We start from the raw sequence: 14,989 nt of genomic DNA on the forward strand, positions 1-14,989 counted from the left end.
TTTAGACGATGGGTAGAAGAAAACGGCGCGGAATGCGCTGGCCCGGGGCGATGGCGAAAGCGCGCGCGAGCGCGTCGTGGCAGTAGGCCTGGGCCGCGCCAAGGGCAGCCGCCATGGTTTCGCCATGCGCCAGGCGGCCGGCCAGGCTTGCCGCCAGCGTGCAGCCGCTGCCGTGGAATGCGCCGGGCAGGCGCGCCCAGCGCCAGCGCCGCACTAGCTGACCGTGCGTGTACCAGCGGTTCTCGACCACGCTTCCTTCGCCGTGGCCGCCGGTGAGCAGCAGGTGCGCGCAAGGGAAGTTGCCCACCGCGCATGCCTCCGGCTCATTCGGCAGCGCGATCGTGGCCAGCGGCAGCAGTTCGTTCACGATCGCGACCGGATCGTCTTCGGCCAGCGCATCGCCGTGGCCGCTGGCGAGCACCGGATCGAGCACGATTGGCAGTTGCGGATCGCGTGCCCGCAATGCGCGCAGCAGGCCGGCAATCGCGCGGGCATTCGCGCGGCTGCCCGGTATGCCGAGTTTCACGGCGTGGATTTCGACGGTGTCGATCAGCGCTTGCGCCTGGGCTAGTACGAAGCCGGCGTCGACCGCCTGCACGGCATGCACGCGGTTGTTGTCCTGCACGGTGAGCGCAGTGGCCACCGGCAGCGCGTGCGCGCCCTGCGCGGCAATCGCCAGCACGTCGGCCGCCAGGCCGGCGCCGCCGCTGGGGTCGAGCCCGGCGAAGACCAGCACGGCCGGCACGGCCCCAGGGCTCACGTGATGCGCCCTTCGCGCGGCGAGGACGGCGAGGCGGCGAAGCGCTTCGGCATGCGGCCGGCCAGGTACGCTTCGCGCCCGGCCTGCACCGCCAGCTTCATCGCACGCGCCATGCGCACCGGTTCGCGCGCGGCGGCAATCGCCGTGTTCATCAGCACGCCGTCGCAGCCGAGTTCCATGGCGATGGCCGCGTCCGATGCCGTGCCGACGCCGGCGTCGACCAGCACCGGGACCGTCGCCTGCTCGATGATCAGCGACAGGTTCCAGGGATTCAGGATGCCCATGCCCGAACCGATCAGCGACGCCAGCGGCATCACCGCCACGCAGCCGATCTCCTGCAGGATACGGGCCTGGATCGGATCGTCGCTGCAGTAGACCATCACGTCGAAACCGTCGCGCACCAGCGTCTCCGCCGCCCTCAGCGTTTCCGGCATGTGCGGGAACAGGGTCTTCTCGTCCCCCAGCACTTCGAGCTTGACCAGTTTGTGCCCGTCCAGCAGTTCGCGCGCCATCTGCAGCGTGTAGACGGCATCCTGCGCGGTGTAGCAGCCGGCCGTATTCGGCAGGATGGTGAAGTCTTTCGGCGGCAGCACGTCGAGCAGGCTGGGCGCGTTCGGGTCCTGGCCGATGTTCACGCGGCGGATCGCCACGGTCACGATCTCGGCTTCGGCCGCGAAGGTCGCTTCGCGGGTCTCGTTCAAATCGCGGTACTTGCCGCTGCCGACCAGCAGGCGCGAACGGTAGCGCTTGCCCGCGATGGTGAGGAAATCATTGTTCATGTGTGTCCTTTCAGCCGCCACCGATGGCGCGCACGATGTCTACCCGGTCCTGCTGCACGAGCAGGCGTTCGTTCCACTGCTGGCGCGGCACCACTTGCCGGTTCACGGCCAGCGCCACGGCCTGGCTGCCCACGTTCAGGGCCAGCACCAGGTCGGCCAGCGTCTGGCCAGCCGGCAGGCGGTAAGCTTCGCCATTGAGTTCGATGTCCAGCATTCAGACCTCGCGGTACAGCTTGGCGCCGCCGCGCACGAACTCGATCGCCTTTTCCTGCATGCCCTGGGCCAGCGCCTTGTCTTCATTCACACCATGGGTGGCGGCGTACTCGCGCACTTCCTGCGTGATCTTCATCGAGCAGAAATGCGGGCCGCACATTGAGCAGAAGTGGGCGACCTTGGCGGAATCCTTGGGCAGGGTCTCGTCGTGGAAGGAGCGCGCCTTGTCGGGGTCGAGGCCGAGGTTGAACTGGTCTTCCCAGCGGAATTCGAAGCGCGCCTTCGACAGCGCGTTGTCGCGGATCTGGGCGCCGGGGTGGCCCTTCGCCAAATCGGCCGCGTGCGCGGCGATCTTGTAGGTGATGATGCCGTCCTTGACGTCGTTCTTGTCGGGCAGGCCGAGGTGCTCCTTGGGCGTGACGTAGCACAGCATAGCGGTGCCGTACCAGCCGATGTGGGCCGCGCCGATGCCGGAGGTGATGTGGTCGTAGCCGGGCGCGATGTCGGTGGTCAGCGGCCCGAGCGTGTAGAACGGCGCCTCGTCGCACTGCTCCAGCTGCAGGGTCATGTTCTCGCGGATCAGGTGCAACGGTACGTGGCCAGGGCCTTCGATCATCACCTGCACGTCGTGCTTCCAGGCGATCTGCGTGAGTTCTCCGAGGGTTTTCAGTTCGGCCAGCTGGGCTTCGTCGTTGGCGTCGTAGATCGAGCCGGGGCGCAGGCCGTCGCCGAGACTGAAGGCGACGTCGTACTGTTTCATAATGGCGCAGATGTCCTCGAAGTGGGTGTACAGGAAGGACTCGCGGTGATGCGCCAGGCACCACTTGGCCATGATCGAGCCGCCGCGCGAAACGATGCCGGTCAGGCGCTTGGCCGTCATCGGCACGTAGGCCAGGCGCACGCCGGCGTGGATGGTGAAGTAGTCGACGCCCTGCTCGGCCTGTTCGATCAGGGTGTCGCGGTAGATTTCCCAGGTGAGGTCCTCGGCCTTGCCGTTCACCTTTTCCAGCGCCTGGTACAGGGGCACGGTGCCGATCGGGACCGGGCTGTTCCGGATGATCCATTCGCGCGTTTCGTGGATATGCTTTCCGGTCGAGAGGTCCATCACGTTGTCGGCGCCCCAGCGGATCGCCCAGGTCATCTTTTCCACTTCCTCGCCGATCGACGAGGTCACGGCGGAGTTGCCGATGTTCGCGTTGATCTTCACCAGGAAGTTGCGGCCGATGATCATCGGTTCGCTTTCGGGGTGGTTGATGTTGCAGGGGATGATGGCGCGGCCGCGTGCGACTTCCTCGCGCACGAATTCGGGCGTGATCTCATGCGGGATGGCGGCGCCGAAGGACTGGCCGGGGTGCTGGCGGCCCAGCAGTTCGGCGGTGCGCTTGCCCATGGGGCCACTCTCTTCCAGCGCGGCGATGTATTCCTTGCGGCGCAGGTTTTCGCGCAGGGCGATGAATTCCATTTCGGGAGTAATGATGCCGCGGCGCGCGTAATGCATTTGCGTGACGTTTGCGCCGTCTTTCGCGCGGCGCGGCTTGCGGGTCAGCTCGAAGCGCAGGGCGTCGAGATCCTTGTCGGCAAGGCGTTGCTGGCCATAGGTTGACGTTGGGCCGGGGAGTTCTTCGGTGTCGGCGCGTTCATCGATCCAGCTGCGGCGCAATGCGGGCAGACCGCGGCGGATGTCGATTTGCGCGCTGGGGTCGGTGTAGGGGCCGGAGGTATCGTAGACATAGACCGGCGGATTCGGTTCGCCGCCGAAGCTGGCGGGGGTGTCGCTTTGCGCGACGGCGCGCATCGGTACGCGGATATCGGGGCGGCTGCCTTCGATGAAGACCTTGGTCGAATTCGGGAAGGGGGCGATGGCGGCGCTGTCTACCTGGGCGGTGGCGGCGTCGAATTGCAGGCGGGCGTTCATGTGGCTCCTTTGCGTGAGGAGCCAGCAAAGGAGGCGGAAGATGGGCGCGTGCAGGCGCACGACCGGTATCTCGGAAGCTTCCCTTCGCTGGCATTATCCAGATCAGGTTCAGAGGGTATTTCTCACCCGCGCGTCATTGACGCGCAGGACCCCTAGCGGTTGCTGCCTTGTGGCAGCGGGCGGATTATAGCCCTGTGGATTGGGCGTTGGCAAAGAAATATTGAGCGGGGTGTGAAGCAACTACTCGGGGTGGGTAGGCTGGCGTTCGTGGCGCTGTTGCGTGGGGCGTTCGTGGTGGGTCGAATCCGCGTGGGCACGAGTGCCCACCCTACGGTCACCGTTATCAGCGAGTTCATACAAAACCCGGATACGTAACGTGTCGCGACGGAGCGCGCAGGTGGCATCGCGGGCTTTTACACCGATAACCTCTCCCGTAAGGTGGGCACCCCGTGCCCACGCGGATGATGAAAACCGATACAGGCACACGCAACAGCGCCACGTACCGCCGCATTCCGGTCTCGAAAATCCCCACCGCCCGCGACCGCACCGCCGCCCTCCTCCTCTATAATGACCCTTTTCGCCAAACACACCGCCACACATCATGGAATTAGCCAAGTCTTTCGAGCCCGCCGACATCGAACAATACTGGCGCGCCGAGTGGGAACAGCGCGGGTACTTCGCCGCCACCCTCGACGCCGACAAACCATCGTTCAGCATCCAGCTGCCGCCGCCGAACGTGACGGGCACGCTGCACATGGGCCATGCGTTCAACCAGACCGTGATGGATGGCCTGACGCGCTACTACCGCATGCGCGGCTATAACACCGCCTGGGTCCCGGGCACCGACCACGCCGGCATCGCCACCCAGATCGTCGTCGAGCGCCAGCTCGACGCCCAGAAGATCTCGCGCCACGACCTCGGCCGCGAGGAATTCATCAAGAAGGTCTGGGAGTGGAAGGAAAAGTCGGGCAACACCATTACCGGCCAGATGCGCCGCCTGGGCGCCTCGCCGGACTGGCAGCGCGAATACTTCACGATGGACGAGACGCGCTCGAAAGTCGTCTCCGAAGTCTTCGTGCGCCTGTACGAACAGGGCCTGATCTACCGCGGCAAGCGCCTGGTCAACTGGGACCCGGTGCTGGGCACCGCCGTCTCCGACCTGGAAGTCGATTCGGTCGAGGAAGACGGCTCGATGTGGTACATCCAGTACCCGCTGGCCGACGGTTCCGGCACGCTGACGGTGGCCACCACCCGGCCTGAAACCATGCTCGGCGACGTCGCCGTGGCGGTCGACCCGACCGACGAGCGCTACCTGCACCTGCACGGCAAGATGCTCAAATTGCCGCTGACGGACCGCGAAATCCCGATCATCGCCGACTCCTACGTCGACAAGGAATTCGGCACCGGCTGCGTGAAGATCACCCCGGCGCACGACTTCAACGACTACGCCGTCGGCCAGCGCGCGGGTCTCGCGCCGATCACGATCATGACGCTCGACGCCAAGATCAACGAGAATGCCCCGGCCCAGTACCAGGGCCTGGACCGCTTCAAGGCGCGCAAGCAGATCGTCGCCGACCTCGAAGCGCTCGGCCTGCTGGAACAAGTCAAGCCGCACAAGCTGATGGTCCCGCGCGGCGACCGCACCGGTGTCGTCATCGAGCCGATGCTGACCGACCAGTGGTTCGTGGCCATGACCAAGCCGGCGCCGGAAGGCACCTTCAATCCCGGTAAATCGATCACCGAAGTGGCGCTGGAAAAGGTCGCCAGCGGCGAAATCAAGTTCGTGCCCGAGAACTGGAGCACGACCTACAACCAGTGGCTGGGCAACATCCAGGACTGGTGCATCTCGCGCCAGCTGTGGTGGGGCCACCGCATTCCGGCCTGGTTCGACGAAGCCGGGAACATCATCGTCGCGCGCGACGAAGACGAAGCGAAAGCCAAGGCCGCCGCGCAGGGCATCACGGGCGAACTGCGCCGTGACGACGACGTGCTCGACACCTGGTTCTCGTCGGCCCTGGTGCCGTTCTCGACCATGGGCTGGCCGGAAGAAACCCCGGACATGAAGATGTTCCTGCCATCGTCGGTCCTGGTCACCGGCTTCGACATCATCTTCTTCTGGGTGGCGCGCATGGTCATGATGACCGCGCACTTCACCGGCAAGGTGCCGTTCGAGACCGTCTACGTGCACGGCCTGGTGCGCGATTCGCAGGGCCAGAAGATGTCGAAGTCGAAGGGCAACACCCTCGACCCGATCGACCTGATCGACGGCATCGACGTCGAGTCGCTGGTTGCCAAGCGTACGCAAGGCCTGATGGACCCGCGCGCCGCCGAGAAAATCGCCAAGGCCACGCGCAAGGAATTCCCGACCGGGATTCCGTCGTTCGGCACCGACGCCGTGCGCTTCACCATGGCCAGCTACGCCTCGCTGGGCCGCAACATCAACTTCGACCTCGGCCGCGCCGAAGGCTACCGCAACTTCTGCAACAAGCTGTGGAACGCGACGCGCTTCGTGATGATGAACACCGAAGGCAAGGACTGCGGCCAGCCCGATCCGGCCGATCTGTCGCAGGCCGACAAGTGGATCATCTCGCTGATGAACCGCGCTGAGCTTGAAGTGGCGAAGGGCTTCGAGGACTACCGCTTCGACAACATCGCCTCCGCCATCTACAAGTTCGTCTGGGACGAGTACTGCGACTGGTACCTGGAAGTGGCCAAGGTCACGGTCCAGCAAGGCACCGAAGCGCAACAGCGCGCCACCCGCCACACGCTGCTGCGCGTGCTGGAAGTGATCCTGCGCCTGGCGCATCCGGTGATCCCGTTCGTGACCGAAGCGCTGTGGCAGGCGATCGCGCCGCTGGCCGGCAAGACCGGCGACAGCATCATGCTGCAGCCCTACCCGATCGCCAACGAAGCGCTGATCGACGAGGCCGCCGAAGGCTGGATGGCCCAGCTGAAGGACTTGACCAATGCCACCCGCAACCTGCGTGGCGAGATGAAGCTGTCGCCGTCGGTGCGCGTGCCGCTGATCGTCGAACCGGGTAACGCGGATGACCGCGCCAACATGGCCGGCTTTGCGCCCTTCATCCAGTCGCTCGGCAAACTCGCCGAAGTGCAGATCGTCGACGCCCTGCCGGAATCGCCGGCTGCCGTGTCGATCGTCGGCACCACCAAGCTGATGCTGAAGGTCGAGATCGACGTCGCCGCCGAGCGCGAGCGCCTGTCGAAGGAGATCGGACGCCTGGAAGGCGAGATCGCTAAGGCCAGCGGCAAGCTGGCTAGCGAAAGCTTCGTCGCCCGCGCACCGGCAGCAGTCGTCGCGCAGGAAAAGGAACGCCTCGCAAACTTCTCGGCAACGGTCGAGAAGATGCGCGAACAGCTGGCCAAGCTGCAGGCAGCTTGAGAGCGTGAATGAGGGAGCGGCATGGCGCACAAGCGTCATGCCGCTTTTTTTTCGCCCTCAGGTTTTACGTGCGCGCCGCGCCGCCAGCAGCGCGGCCAATCCCAGCCCCAGCATTCCCGCATGCGCCGGTTCCGGCACCGGCGGCACCCGCGTCACGATGTTGTCGATGCGCGCCCAGTCTTCGCCATAGATATCGTCCGGATCGGGCGTGGTCATGTACCAGTTGATGTAGTTAACGTTCTGGAAGCTGGCCGGCAGCTCGACGTAGGTCAGCGGCACCTCGCCCACGATATCGAAGGTTGCTCCGTTATCGGCAACGAAGGTCGAGGTTCCGCCCAGGTACTCGAAGCCGAGCACGTCGAAGTTCAGGCCATCGTCGCGCCGGATCTGGTAGGGCGAAGACCCGTACTGGCTGTGCAGCCACAGATTGCCGCTGCCGGGATGCAGGTGCCCGCCGCCGACACCGGTTTCGAGCGAGGTGATGGTGTAGCCGGACTCGCTGTACGAGTCGATGTAGATGCCCTCGATCTCGTCGAAATCGATCACGACGATGGCGGCCGAGGCGGCGCCGGCGCCAAGCATGAACAGGGCTGCAGCGGCCAGCCGTCTCAGGAATGTGAGCGGGTGCATGGGATGTCCTCAATGTGGGGTTGAGAATACGCAACAATGTGTGTTTCAGCTTCCAGCATATGGACGAGCAGCACCCGTATATTGATGTGTTTCAAAGTGCGCGTTTGCGATAGCGGCTGCTTGAAACATCCGGCAACGTTTTTGTCGCCAGTTCGCGCGCACAGTTTGCTACACTGCGCCCAACGACACCAAAACAACGGAGACCCCACATGCGTACCCTGATCAAAGCCGGCCTGCTGGCCACCATGCTGTGCACGTCCGCCGCCTGGGCACAAGCCCCTTCCGCGGTCGGCCTGTGGAAAACCATCGACGACGAAACCGGCAAGCCGAAAGCCCTGGTGCGCATCACCGAGGAAAACGGCGCCCTGCAAGGCAAGATCGAAAAGCTGTTCCTGGAACCGAACGTCGACCAGAACCCGAAATGCGTGGCCTGCGAAGACTCGCGCAAGAACCAGCCCATCGTCGGCATGACCATCGTCTCGGGCCTGAAAAAGGACGGCAACGAATACACCGGCGGCGAAATCCTGGACCCGAAAAAGGGCAAGGTCTACAAGAGCAAGGCCACGCTGCGCGAAGGCGGCAAGCAGCTGGAAGTGCGCGGCTACATCGGCGCCCCGATGTTCGGCCGCTCGCAGGTTTGGCAGCGCGAACAGTAAGCTGGTATTGTTTTCATCCGAAGCGGCCTGCGGGCCGCTTTTTTATTCTTAAAATACGATGACCCTCACCCAAAGCTACCTCTTCCTTGCCCTCGCCATCGTGGTCGAGGTGATCGGCACCACGGCATTAAAGGCCACAGACAACTTCACGCGGCTGTGGCCGAGCATGCTGACCATCGTGTGCTATGCGGCCTCGTTCTACCTGCTCACCTTTTCATTGAAAGTGCTGCCGACCGGGATCGCGTACGCCATCTGGTCGGGCGTCGGCATCGTGCTGATTTCGATCGTCAGCTGGGTCGTCTATAAACAGAGCCTGGACCTGCCGGCGCTGATCGGCTTGGGGCTGATCATTGCGGGCGTATTGGTGATCAACCTGTTTTCGAAGAGCGTCGGGCACTAGGCAGCCCGGCGGACGGCGTGCCCGTCATTCGCCGCACGGTAGCGGCCCAGAACGCCAGCGCCAGCGCGCTCACGCCGGCGCCGAGCAGGCAGACACCCGCCCAGCCGGCGGCCGCATACATGGCGGTAGTTGCTATGGCGCCGGCGCCGCTGCCGACGGCATAGAAAAGCATGTAAGCAGCGACCATGCGGCTATGCTGGTCCGGGTGCGAGCGGAAGATCATGCCCTGGTTCGTCACATGGATAGCCTGCCCGCCGAGATCGAGCAGCAGGATGCCGATGCAGAGCGCCCAGAGCGAATTGTCCAGCCAGGACAGGGGCAGCCAGGCAAGCAGGAGCAGCAACAGCGCGCCAAACGTGGTGGCTTGCCCGTAGCCTTGGTCGGCCCAGCGCCCGGCGCGGGCGGCGGCCAGCGCACCGGCTGCACCCACCAGGCCGAAGGCGCCGATCGCCGTGTGCGACAACAAATGCGGCGCTGCACTCAGCGGCAATACCATCGCACTCCAGAAGATATTCAAGGCGGCGAACATCAGCAGCGCCAGCACGCCACGCACCTGGAGCACGCGGTCCTGGCGCAGCAGCAGGAAGGTCGAGCCGATCAGGCGCAGATACGGCATGCGCCGTGGCGGCGGCGCAAGACGCGGCAGCTTCGCGCCCAGCAGCACGGCCAGCACCAGCATGGCCGCCGCCGCGCTCACATACACGCTGCGCCAGCCGCCGATATCACCGATGGCGCCCGCCAGCACGCGGGCCAGCAGCAGGCCGAGAAAGACGCCGCCTTGCGCCGCGCCGACTACCCTCCCCCGTTCATGCCCGGAAGCGGCACTGGCGGCATACGCGATCAGGCCCTGGGTCATTGCCGTTCCGAGCGCCCCGGTGAGCAGCATGGACAGCAGCAAGGCCGCAGGCGACCAGGCCAGGCCGGCGAAAGCCAGGACCGCCGCCAGCAGCAGTGCCTGCACCAGCATCAGCCGCCGCCGCTCGAGCAAGTCGCCAAGGGGCACGAGCAGCACCAGGGCCAGGGCGCAGCCGACCTGGGTGGCCGTCACCACGGCGCCGACCGCGGCCTGCGGGATGGCGAACTCCCCGGCCACGGCATCGAGCAGCGGCTGCACGTAATACACATTCGCGACACTCATCCCGCTCGCGCAGGCAAACAGCAGGACGGTGCTGCGCGGCAGCGTCGGCGACGCGGCCTGCCGGGCGGTGGACGTGATTTCTTCGGCTTGCATGGCGCCTCCAAAGTGGTTTCAAAACACAACCAGTTGGAGCGTAGCCAGATTGGTTTTAAAATGCAACCAATTTATTCAGCCTGGTAAGGAAGATGAACAGCCGCACAATGAAGGATGCGCAGCCCTGCCCGGTTGCCCGCTCGGTAGACGTGGTCGGCGACCGCTGGAGCCTGCTGATCGTGCGCGACGCCTTCGATGGGGTAGGCCGCTTCAGCGACTTCCAGCGCAGCCTTGGGGTGGCGCGCAACATCCTGTCCGACCGGCTGCGCCGGCTGGTGGATGCGGGCATCCTGGCAACCCGGCCCGCCGCAAGGGGCAGCGCCTACCAGGAATATGTGTTGACCGAGCAGGGCAAGTCCCTGTTCCCGGTGGTCGTGGCGCTGCGCCAGTGGGGCGAACGGCATTTGTTCGCGGACGGCGAGCGCCATTCCGAACTGGTGGACAAGCGCACGGGCCAGCCCCTGCATGCCATGGCGCCCCGGGCGATGGATGGGCAGGTGGTGTCGCCGGAAGACACCGAGGTAAGAAAACGCTCGTAACGGCGGCTTATCTCGGCGCCCGCCGCCGGTCCGCCTGGCGATGCCGTTCGGGCGAACACAGCAGCCGCATCGCCACGTGCCTGGGCACGCCGGCCAGTTGCATGAAGACAAACGCCGGATAGGGTCCGTCAAGGCGCAGGATGCGCAAGGCATCGTCGACCCGGGCCGCCGTGCGCGTGTTGGTCCGGGGGTCCGCTCGTTTGGTGTCTGGCATGCGAGCCTCCATCGTTCCACGAGCAGACCATCCTAGCAAACTTGCGGGCATGCCGCGCCCGCTTGCTACCTATCACTTTTGCTGGGGACGCTCCCGGACAGGCCAGGCCGGCGCCTGGGCGCGCGCAGGATGGCCAGGATGACCAGCGCAAACAAGGCGCTCAGCACGGCCGTGGCTTCGCGCCCCATGCCGGCGGCGATGCCGACGGCGGCCGTCAGCCACACGCTGGCGGCGGTGGTCAGGCCGCGGATGTCGTTCTTGTCGCGCTGCTTCAGGATAGCGCCGGCGCCGAGGAAGCCGATGCCGGCGGTGACGCCCTGCAGCACGCGCGACAGGTCCTCGACCTTCATCCCGGCCTGCAGCGGAATCAGCACGAACAGGGCCGACCCGAGCGACACCAGCATGTGGGTGCGCAGGCCGGCCGAGGCGCCGGCCGATTCGCGTTCGTAGCCCAGCAGTCCGCCAAGGATGATCGCCACCAGCATGCGCACCACGATGCGCGTGATGTCCTCCACCTCGCCCAGATCCGAAAATTCTTCCTGTACCGCCAGCCAGCTTTGCTCATACCACGCCATGCGACTCCTCCCTGCCATCGAGGGGAAATGATGCCACCTCAGCGGGATGCATGGCGCATGGCTGCGCCCGACTCGGAGAAACGGTTTAGGTCCTTACGGCCAGCCGCGCATTTACAGCCAGCCCGCGTCGCGCGCCAGGCGGTAGGCCTCGACGCGGTTGCCGGCACCGAGCTTGCTGATCGCCTCCGACAGGTAGTTGCGCACGGTGCCCTCGGACAGGTGGATCTGGCGCGCGATGTCGGCGCTGCTGGCGCCCTCGCCGGCCAGGCGCAGCACCTGCCGTTCGCGTTCGGTCAGCGGGTCCTGGGCGCCGCTCCAGCTTTCCAAGGCCAGTTCCGGGGCGATGGCGCGCCCGCCCGCATGCACGGTGCGGATCGCCGCGGCCAGCGCGTCGGCCGGCGCATCCTTCAGCAGGAAGCCGCGCACGCCGGCAGACAGTGCGCGGCGCAGGTAGCCGCTGCGGCCAAAGGTGGTGACGATCATCACGCGGCTGGCTGCACCGCGCGTTGCCAGTTGCGCAGCGAGTTCCAGCCCGGTCATGCGCGGCATCTCGATATCGGTCAGCACGATGTCGGGCGCATGCTGCTCGCACAGGGCCAACGCCTCGGCGCCGTCGGCGGCGGTGGCGACCACCTCGATGTCCGGTTCCAGTCCAAGCAAGGCGGCCAGGGCGCCGCGCACCATGGCCTGGTCTTCGGCGATCAGGATGCGGATCATGCGGCCGCTCCGGCCGGCACGCGCAGCTCCAGCGCCAGGCCGCTGCTGGCCGCGACGGCCAGCGCCAGCTTGCCGCCAATCGCCGCGGCCCGCTCCTGCATGCCGCTCAGGCCATTCCCCTGGCGCAGGTCGCGCGCGTCGCGCAGGCGCGCGCCGTCGTCCATCACGCGCAGCACGGCATTCGCCCCTTCCTGCGCCAGCGACAGCGTGCAGCGGCGCGCGCCGGCATGGCGCACGACGTTGGTAATGGCCTCGCGCAGGGCCAGCGCCAGCACGTGTTCGGCCGCCGGCGCCAGCGTCACGCGCTCGACCCGTTCATCGAGTTCGACGTCCGCCGCGGCCAGGCTGGCGCGGGCGCTTGCCAATGCATGCGCCAGCCCGCTCTCGCGGTAGCCGCTGACGGCGCTGCGCACTTCGCCCAGCGCCTGGCGCGCGGTGGCTTCGATGTCGGCGATCTCGCGCCGGCACGCGTCAGGATTGCGCTCGGCCAGCTTGCCCGCCAGTTCGGCCTTCAGCGCGATCAGCGACAGCGAGTGGCCAAGCAGGTCGTGCAGGTCGCGCGAGATGCGTTCGCGCTCGGCGATGGTGGCCATGTGCTCGACTTCTTCCTGCTTGCGCAGCAGTTCCTGGCGCGAGCGGCGCAGGCGCGCATCCATGATCGAGCCGATCGTCACCGGCAGGCCGGCGGTGAGCAGGGGCAGCAGGAACAAAAAGCGCATCTGTGCCGAGGCGGCCAGCAGCGAGGCCAGCATGGCCAGCGCCAGCACGGCGCCGGCGGCCAGGATGGCGCGCCGCAGGTCCGTGAAGCCGGCCGCCATGGTGCAGGCGAAGATGAAGAAGGTGGCGGCGCCGGCGTTCCAGTGCACCCAGGCGGCGCCGAGCAGGCAGCTGCCCAGCATGCAGGCGCCGATCTGCCAGCCGCGCGCCCAGAAGCTGGCGCAATACAGCCAGACGAAGAACACGATGGTGGCGGCCAGCAGCACCGCCTCCAGCGCGCCCGGCGGCACGTAGGCGTATTTCCAGAACATGTAGCCGAGGCTGAGCAGCCAGAGGTAAGGCAGCCTGCCATACTCGGCCGGAATCCATGGCCTCGCCCACCACGCCGCCAATGCCTGCCTGATCGTGTTCATCGTTGTTGTCGCTTATCGTTATTGGGTCAGCAGGCGCACGTCGACGATCTCGAAGCGATAGTCGCCCGGCTGCGGACCGGCGTTGAATCCTAACATGGTCAAGGTGGCCGGATCGATGCCTTTCAGCTCACGCAGCGGCACCGTCACCTCGGTCCATTCGGGGCCTGCCGTAAAGGCCTTCGCACCCGGGATCTGCACGCCCTGCGACATGGCGATCATCTGGTAAGCCTTGCCGTCGCCGCGCACCTTGAAGCGCACCGCTTTCACGGTGCTGAAGTCGACGGACTGCATCGGCTGCGTGCCCGGCATGAAGGCCAGCCCAGCCCAGGCGAAGGGCAGGCCCGGCGCCACTTTCGCATCGATCGCCAGCGGCACCTGGCCGTCGGCCAGCGCCTGGCCCGGGGTCAGCGTCACGGTCGATTTGCCGCCCGCAAAACTGTCGGTGGACGCGCTCCAGCCCATGCCGATCGGGCTGGCCAGGCGCTGCGTGCTGAACTGGCTGATGCGGCCATCCGGCGGCAACGCCAGCGCCTTGCCGCCACCGCCCGGCCGGGTCTCCTGCGCCGCCTTGGCTACGCGCTGGCGCTGGCTGTCGCGCAGGCCGTTGGCGCTGTCGCCATCTTTCCAGACCTCGACGATGCGGCGCGTGGCCAGGATGTCGGCCGCCGGGTTGCCCTCGACCAGCAGCAGGTCGGCCTTGTAGCCCTGCTCGATACGCCCGCGCTTGCCCAGCTTGAACACCTGGGCCGGCACGCTGGTGGCCGCCGCCAGCGCCTGCGCCGGCGTGAGGCCGGCGTCCACCAGCGCCTTCAGTTCGCGGTGCATGCTCACGCCGTACTGGGTGCCGGGGTTGCCGGCATCGGTCCCGGCCAGCACCGGCACGCCGGCCCTGACCAGGGCCGCGGTGACGGCCTTCGGCGCGGCCAGCAGCTCGGCGCGCTCCTTGTTGCCGTAGCGCGCCTTCAGGGGCGCCTGCGCATCCTTGCCGAGCAGGCCGGCCAGGCTGGCGTTCGCCAGCAGGTCGTCGCCGCGCCAGCCCGCCATGCTTTCCAGGACCGTGAAGGTCGGGATCACGAAGGCGCCCTTGCTGCGCGCCAGCCGCGCCAGGCCCTCCGCGTCGGCGGAGGATGCAGGGAACAGGTGCACCAGGCCGTCGGCACCGGCTTCCAGCACGGCGCGCGCATCCCCCTCGTTGCCGATGTGGACCACGGCCAGCTTGCCGCGCAGGTGGGCCGCATCGATCACCGCCCTGGCCGTGACCAGGCTGATCGACTGCATGCCGTAGCCGCCGCCCATCACGATCTTGATGAAGTCCGATCCCTCGGCGATGCGGGCGTCGACAAAGGCCTGGGCCTGCTCCGGCCCGGTAATCGTGGGGATGGGCACGCCGAACTGGGTGCCGTGGCCGTTCGGCGCGGTAACCAGGGTGCCGGCCGAGAACAAATCGGCGTGGTCGTGGCGGCTGCCCTGCGCCATCTCCTGCTTGGCCTGTTTCATCAGGCGCACGTCGGTGAACATGTCGACCTGGGTCGTCACGCCGAACAGCACCGGCAGCTCCTGCCAGCGGAAGGTGTGGGTGTGGGCGTCGATCAGGCCGGGCAGCAGGGTGCGGCCGGCGCCGCTCACGATGCGCGCGCCCTGCGGCGGCGTACCGCGGAAATCGGCATCGAGGATGGTGGCGCCGTCGAACAGCACGGAACGGCGCTCGTGCACGGCCTTGCCGTCGAAGACGCGCACGTCCTGCACCAGGGTGGCGGCGGCCAGGGCAAAGGAGCTGGTGGCCAGGCCGGCGCACAGCAGCAGGGTTTTCAGGGCGGTGGGTTTCATCGG

General features: G+C 66.6%; 15 protein-coding genes and 1 riboswitch. Of the genes, 4 read left to right on the forward strand and 11 right to left on the reverse strand.

The features are described from left to right. Position 1: 1 nt before the first annotated feature. The 4 genes from LK540_RS15110 to thiC are packed head-to-tail and all read right to left on the reverse strand — an operon-like array spanning position 2 to position 3,667. Positions 2-760: a hydroxymethylpyrimidine/phosphomethylpyrimidine kinase gene (locus LK540_RS15110; RefSeq protein WP_229438128.1), complete on the reverse strand. Its 759-nt coding sequence runs from the start codon at positions 758-760 to the stop codon at positions 2-4. Next, on the reverse strand, positions 757-1,539 hold the full coding sequence (locus LK540_RS15115; RefSeq protein ID WP_229438129.1) for a thiazole synthase: 783 nt from the start codon (positions 1,537-1,539) through the stop codon (positions 757-759). The genes LK540_RS15110 and LK540_RS15115 overlap by 4 nt, the downstream gene beginning before the upstream one ends. A gap of 10 nt (positions 1,540-1,549) precedes the next feature. After that, positions 1,550-1,753 carry a sulfur carrier protein ThiS gene (gene thiS / locus LK540_RS15120; RefSeq protein ID WP_229438130.1) on the reverse strand — a complete coding sequence of 68 codons (204 nt, stop codon included), beginning with the start codon at positions 1,751-1,753 and terminating at the stop codon, positions 1,550-1,552. Beyond that, complete coding sequence (gene thiC, locus LK540_RS15125; protein ID WP_229438131.1) at positions 1,754-3,667, reverse strand: phosphomethylpyrimidine synthase ThiC; 1,914 nt, start codon at positions 3,665-3,667, stop codon at positions 1,754-1,756. A 62-nt stretch (positions 3,668-3,729) separates the two neighbouring features. Then, a riboswitch (TPP riboswitch) is annotated at positions 3,730-3,831 on the reverse strand. A 437-nt stretch (positions 3,832-4,268) separates the two neighbouring features. On the opposite strand from thiC, the gene LK540_RS15130 reads away from it, so the two are divergent. Further along, positions 4,269-7,067 (forward strand): valine--tRNA ligase, encoded by a 2,799-nt coding sequence (locus LK540_RS15130; protein ID WP_229438132.1) that lies wholly within the window; start codon positions 4,269-4,271, stop codon positions 7,065-7,067. A gap of 57 nt (positions 7,068-7,124) precedes the next feature. Here LK540_RS15130 and LK540_RS15135 read toward each other — a convergent pair whose 3' ends face one another. Continuing rightward, the gene (locus LK540_RS15135) at positions 7,125-7,697 is read right to left on the reverse strand and encodes a PEP-CTERM sorting domain-containing protein (protein ID WP_229438133.1); all 573 of its coding nucleotides are present in this window, start codon (positions 7,695-7,697) and stop codon (positions 7,125-7,127) included. 209 nt (positions 7,698-7,906) lie between these two features. Here LK540_RS15135 and LK540_RS15140 point away from each other — a divergent pair, with 209 nt between their 5' ends. Together LK540_RS15140 and LK540_RS15145 are read left to right on the forward strand one after the other, a co-directional pair. Continuing rightward, positions 7,907-8,353 carry a DUF2147 domain-containing protein gene (locus LK540_RS15140; RefSeq protein WP_229438134.1) on the forward strand — a complete coding sequence of 149 codons (447 nt, stop codon included), beginning with the start codon at positions 7,907-7,909 and terminating at the stop codon, positions 8,351-8,353. A 58-nt stretch (positions 8,354-8,411) separates the two neighbouring features. Next, entirely contained in the window at positions 8,412-8,753 is a 342-nt protein-coding gene (locus LK540_RS15145) for an SMR family transporter (protein ID WP_229438135.1), read from the forward strand. On the opposite strand, the gene LK540_RS15150 is transcribed toward LK540_RS15145, so the two are convergent. Further along, on the reverse strand, positions 8,722-9,984 hold the full coding sequence (locus LK540_RS15150) for an MFS transporter (protein WP_229438136.1): 1,263 nt from the start codon (positions 9,982-9,984) through the stop codon (positions 8,722-8,724). The two genes, LK540_RS15145 and LK540_RS15150, sit on opposite strands and share 32 nt — an antisense overlap. 92 nt (positions 9,985-10,076) lie before the next feature. On the opposite strand from LK540_RS15150, the gene LK540_RS15155 reads away from it, so the two are divergent. After that, the gene (locus tag LK540_RS15155; protein WP_229438137.1) at positions 10,077-10,523 is read left to right on the forward strand and encodes a helix-turn-helix domain-containing protein; all 447 of its coding nucleotides are present in this window, start codon (positions 10,077-10,079) and stop codon (positions 10,521-10,523) included. 7 nt (positions 10,524-10,530) lie between these two features. Here the strand turns inward: LK540_RS15155 and LK540_RS15160 are convergent, their stop codons facing one another. From LK540_RS15160 to LK540_RS15180, 5 genes are all read right to left on the reverse strand, one after another. Next, positions 10,531-10,737, reverse strand: coding sequence for a hypothetical protein (locus LK540_RS15160; RefSeq protein ID WP_229438138.1), 207 nt, complete (start codon positions 10,735-10,737; stop codon positions 10,531-10,533). Between the two features lie 65 nt (positions 10,738-10,802). Then, positions 10,803-11,312, reverse strand: a complete 510-nt coding sequence (locus LK540_RS15165) for an MgtC/SapB family protein (RefSeq protein WP_229438139.1) — start codon at positions 11,310-11,312, stop codon at positions 10,803-10,805. A 111-nt stretch (positions 11,313-11,423) separates the two neighbouring features. Further along, the gene (locus tag LK540_RS15170) at positions 11,424-12,029 is read right to left on the reverse strand and encodes a response regulator transcription factor (protein WP_229438140.1); all 606 of its coding nucleotides are present in this window, start codon (positions 12,027-12,029) and stop codon (positions 11,424-11,426) included. Beyond that, entirely contained in the window at positions 12,026-13,159 is a 1,134-nt protein-coding gene (locus LK540_RS15175; protein WP_229438141.1) for a sensor histidine kinase, read from the reverse strand. The genes LK540_RS15170 and LK540_RS15175 overlap by 4 nt, the downstream gene beginning before the upstream one ends. Positions 13,160-13,177: 18 nt before the next feature. Next, positions 13,178-14,986 (reverse strand): CIA30 family protein, encoded by a 1,809-nt coding sequence (locus LK540_RS15180; RefSeq protein ID WP_229438142.1) that lies wholly within the window; start codon positions 14,984-14,986, stop codon positions 13,178-13,180. Positions 14,987-14,989 lie beyond the last annotated feature (3 nt).

Source organism: Massilia sp. IC2-278, assembly GCF_020708045.1.
In the GTDB taxonomy this organism is placed as follows: Bacteria; Pseudomonadota; Gammaproteobacteria; order Burkholderiales; family Burkholderiaceae_D; genus Telluria.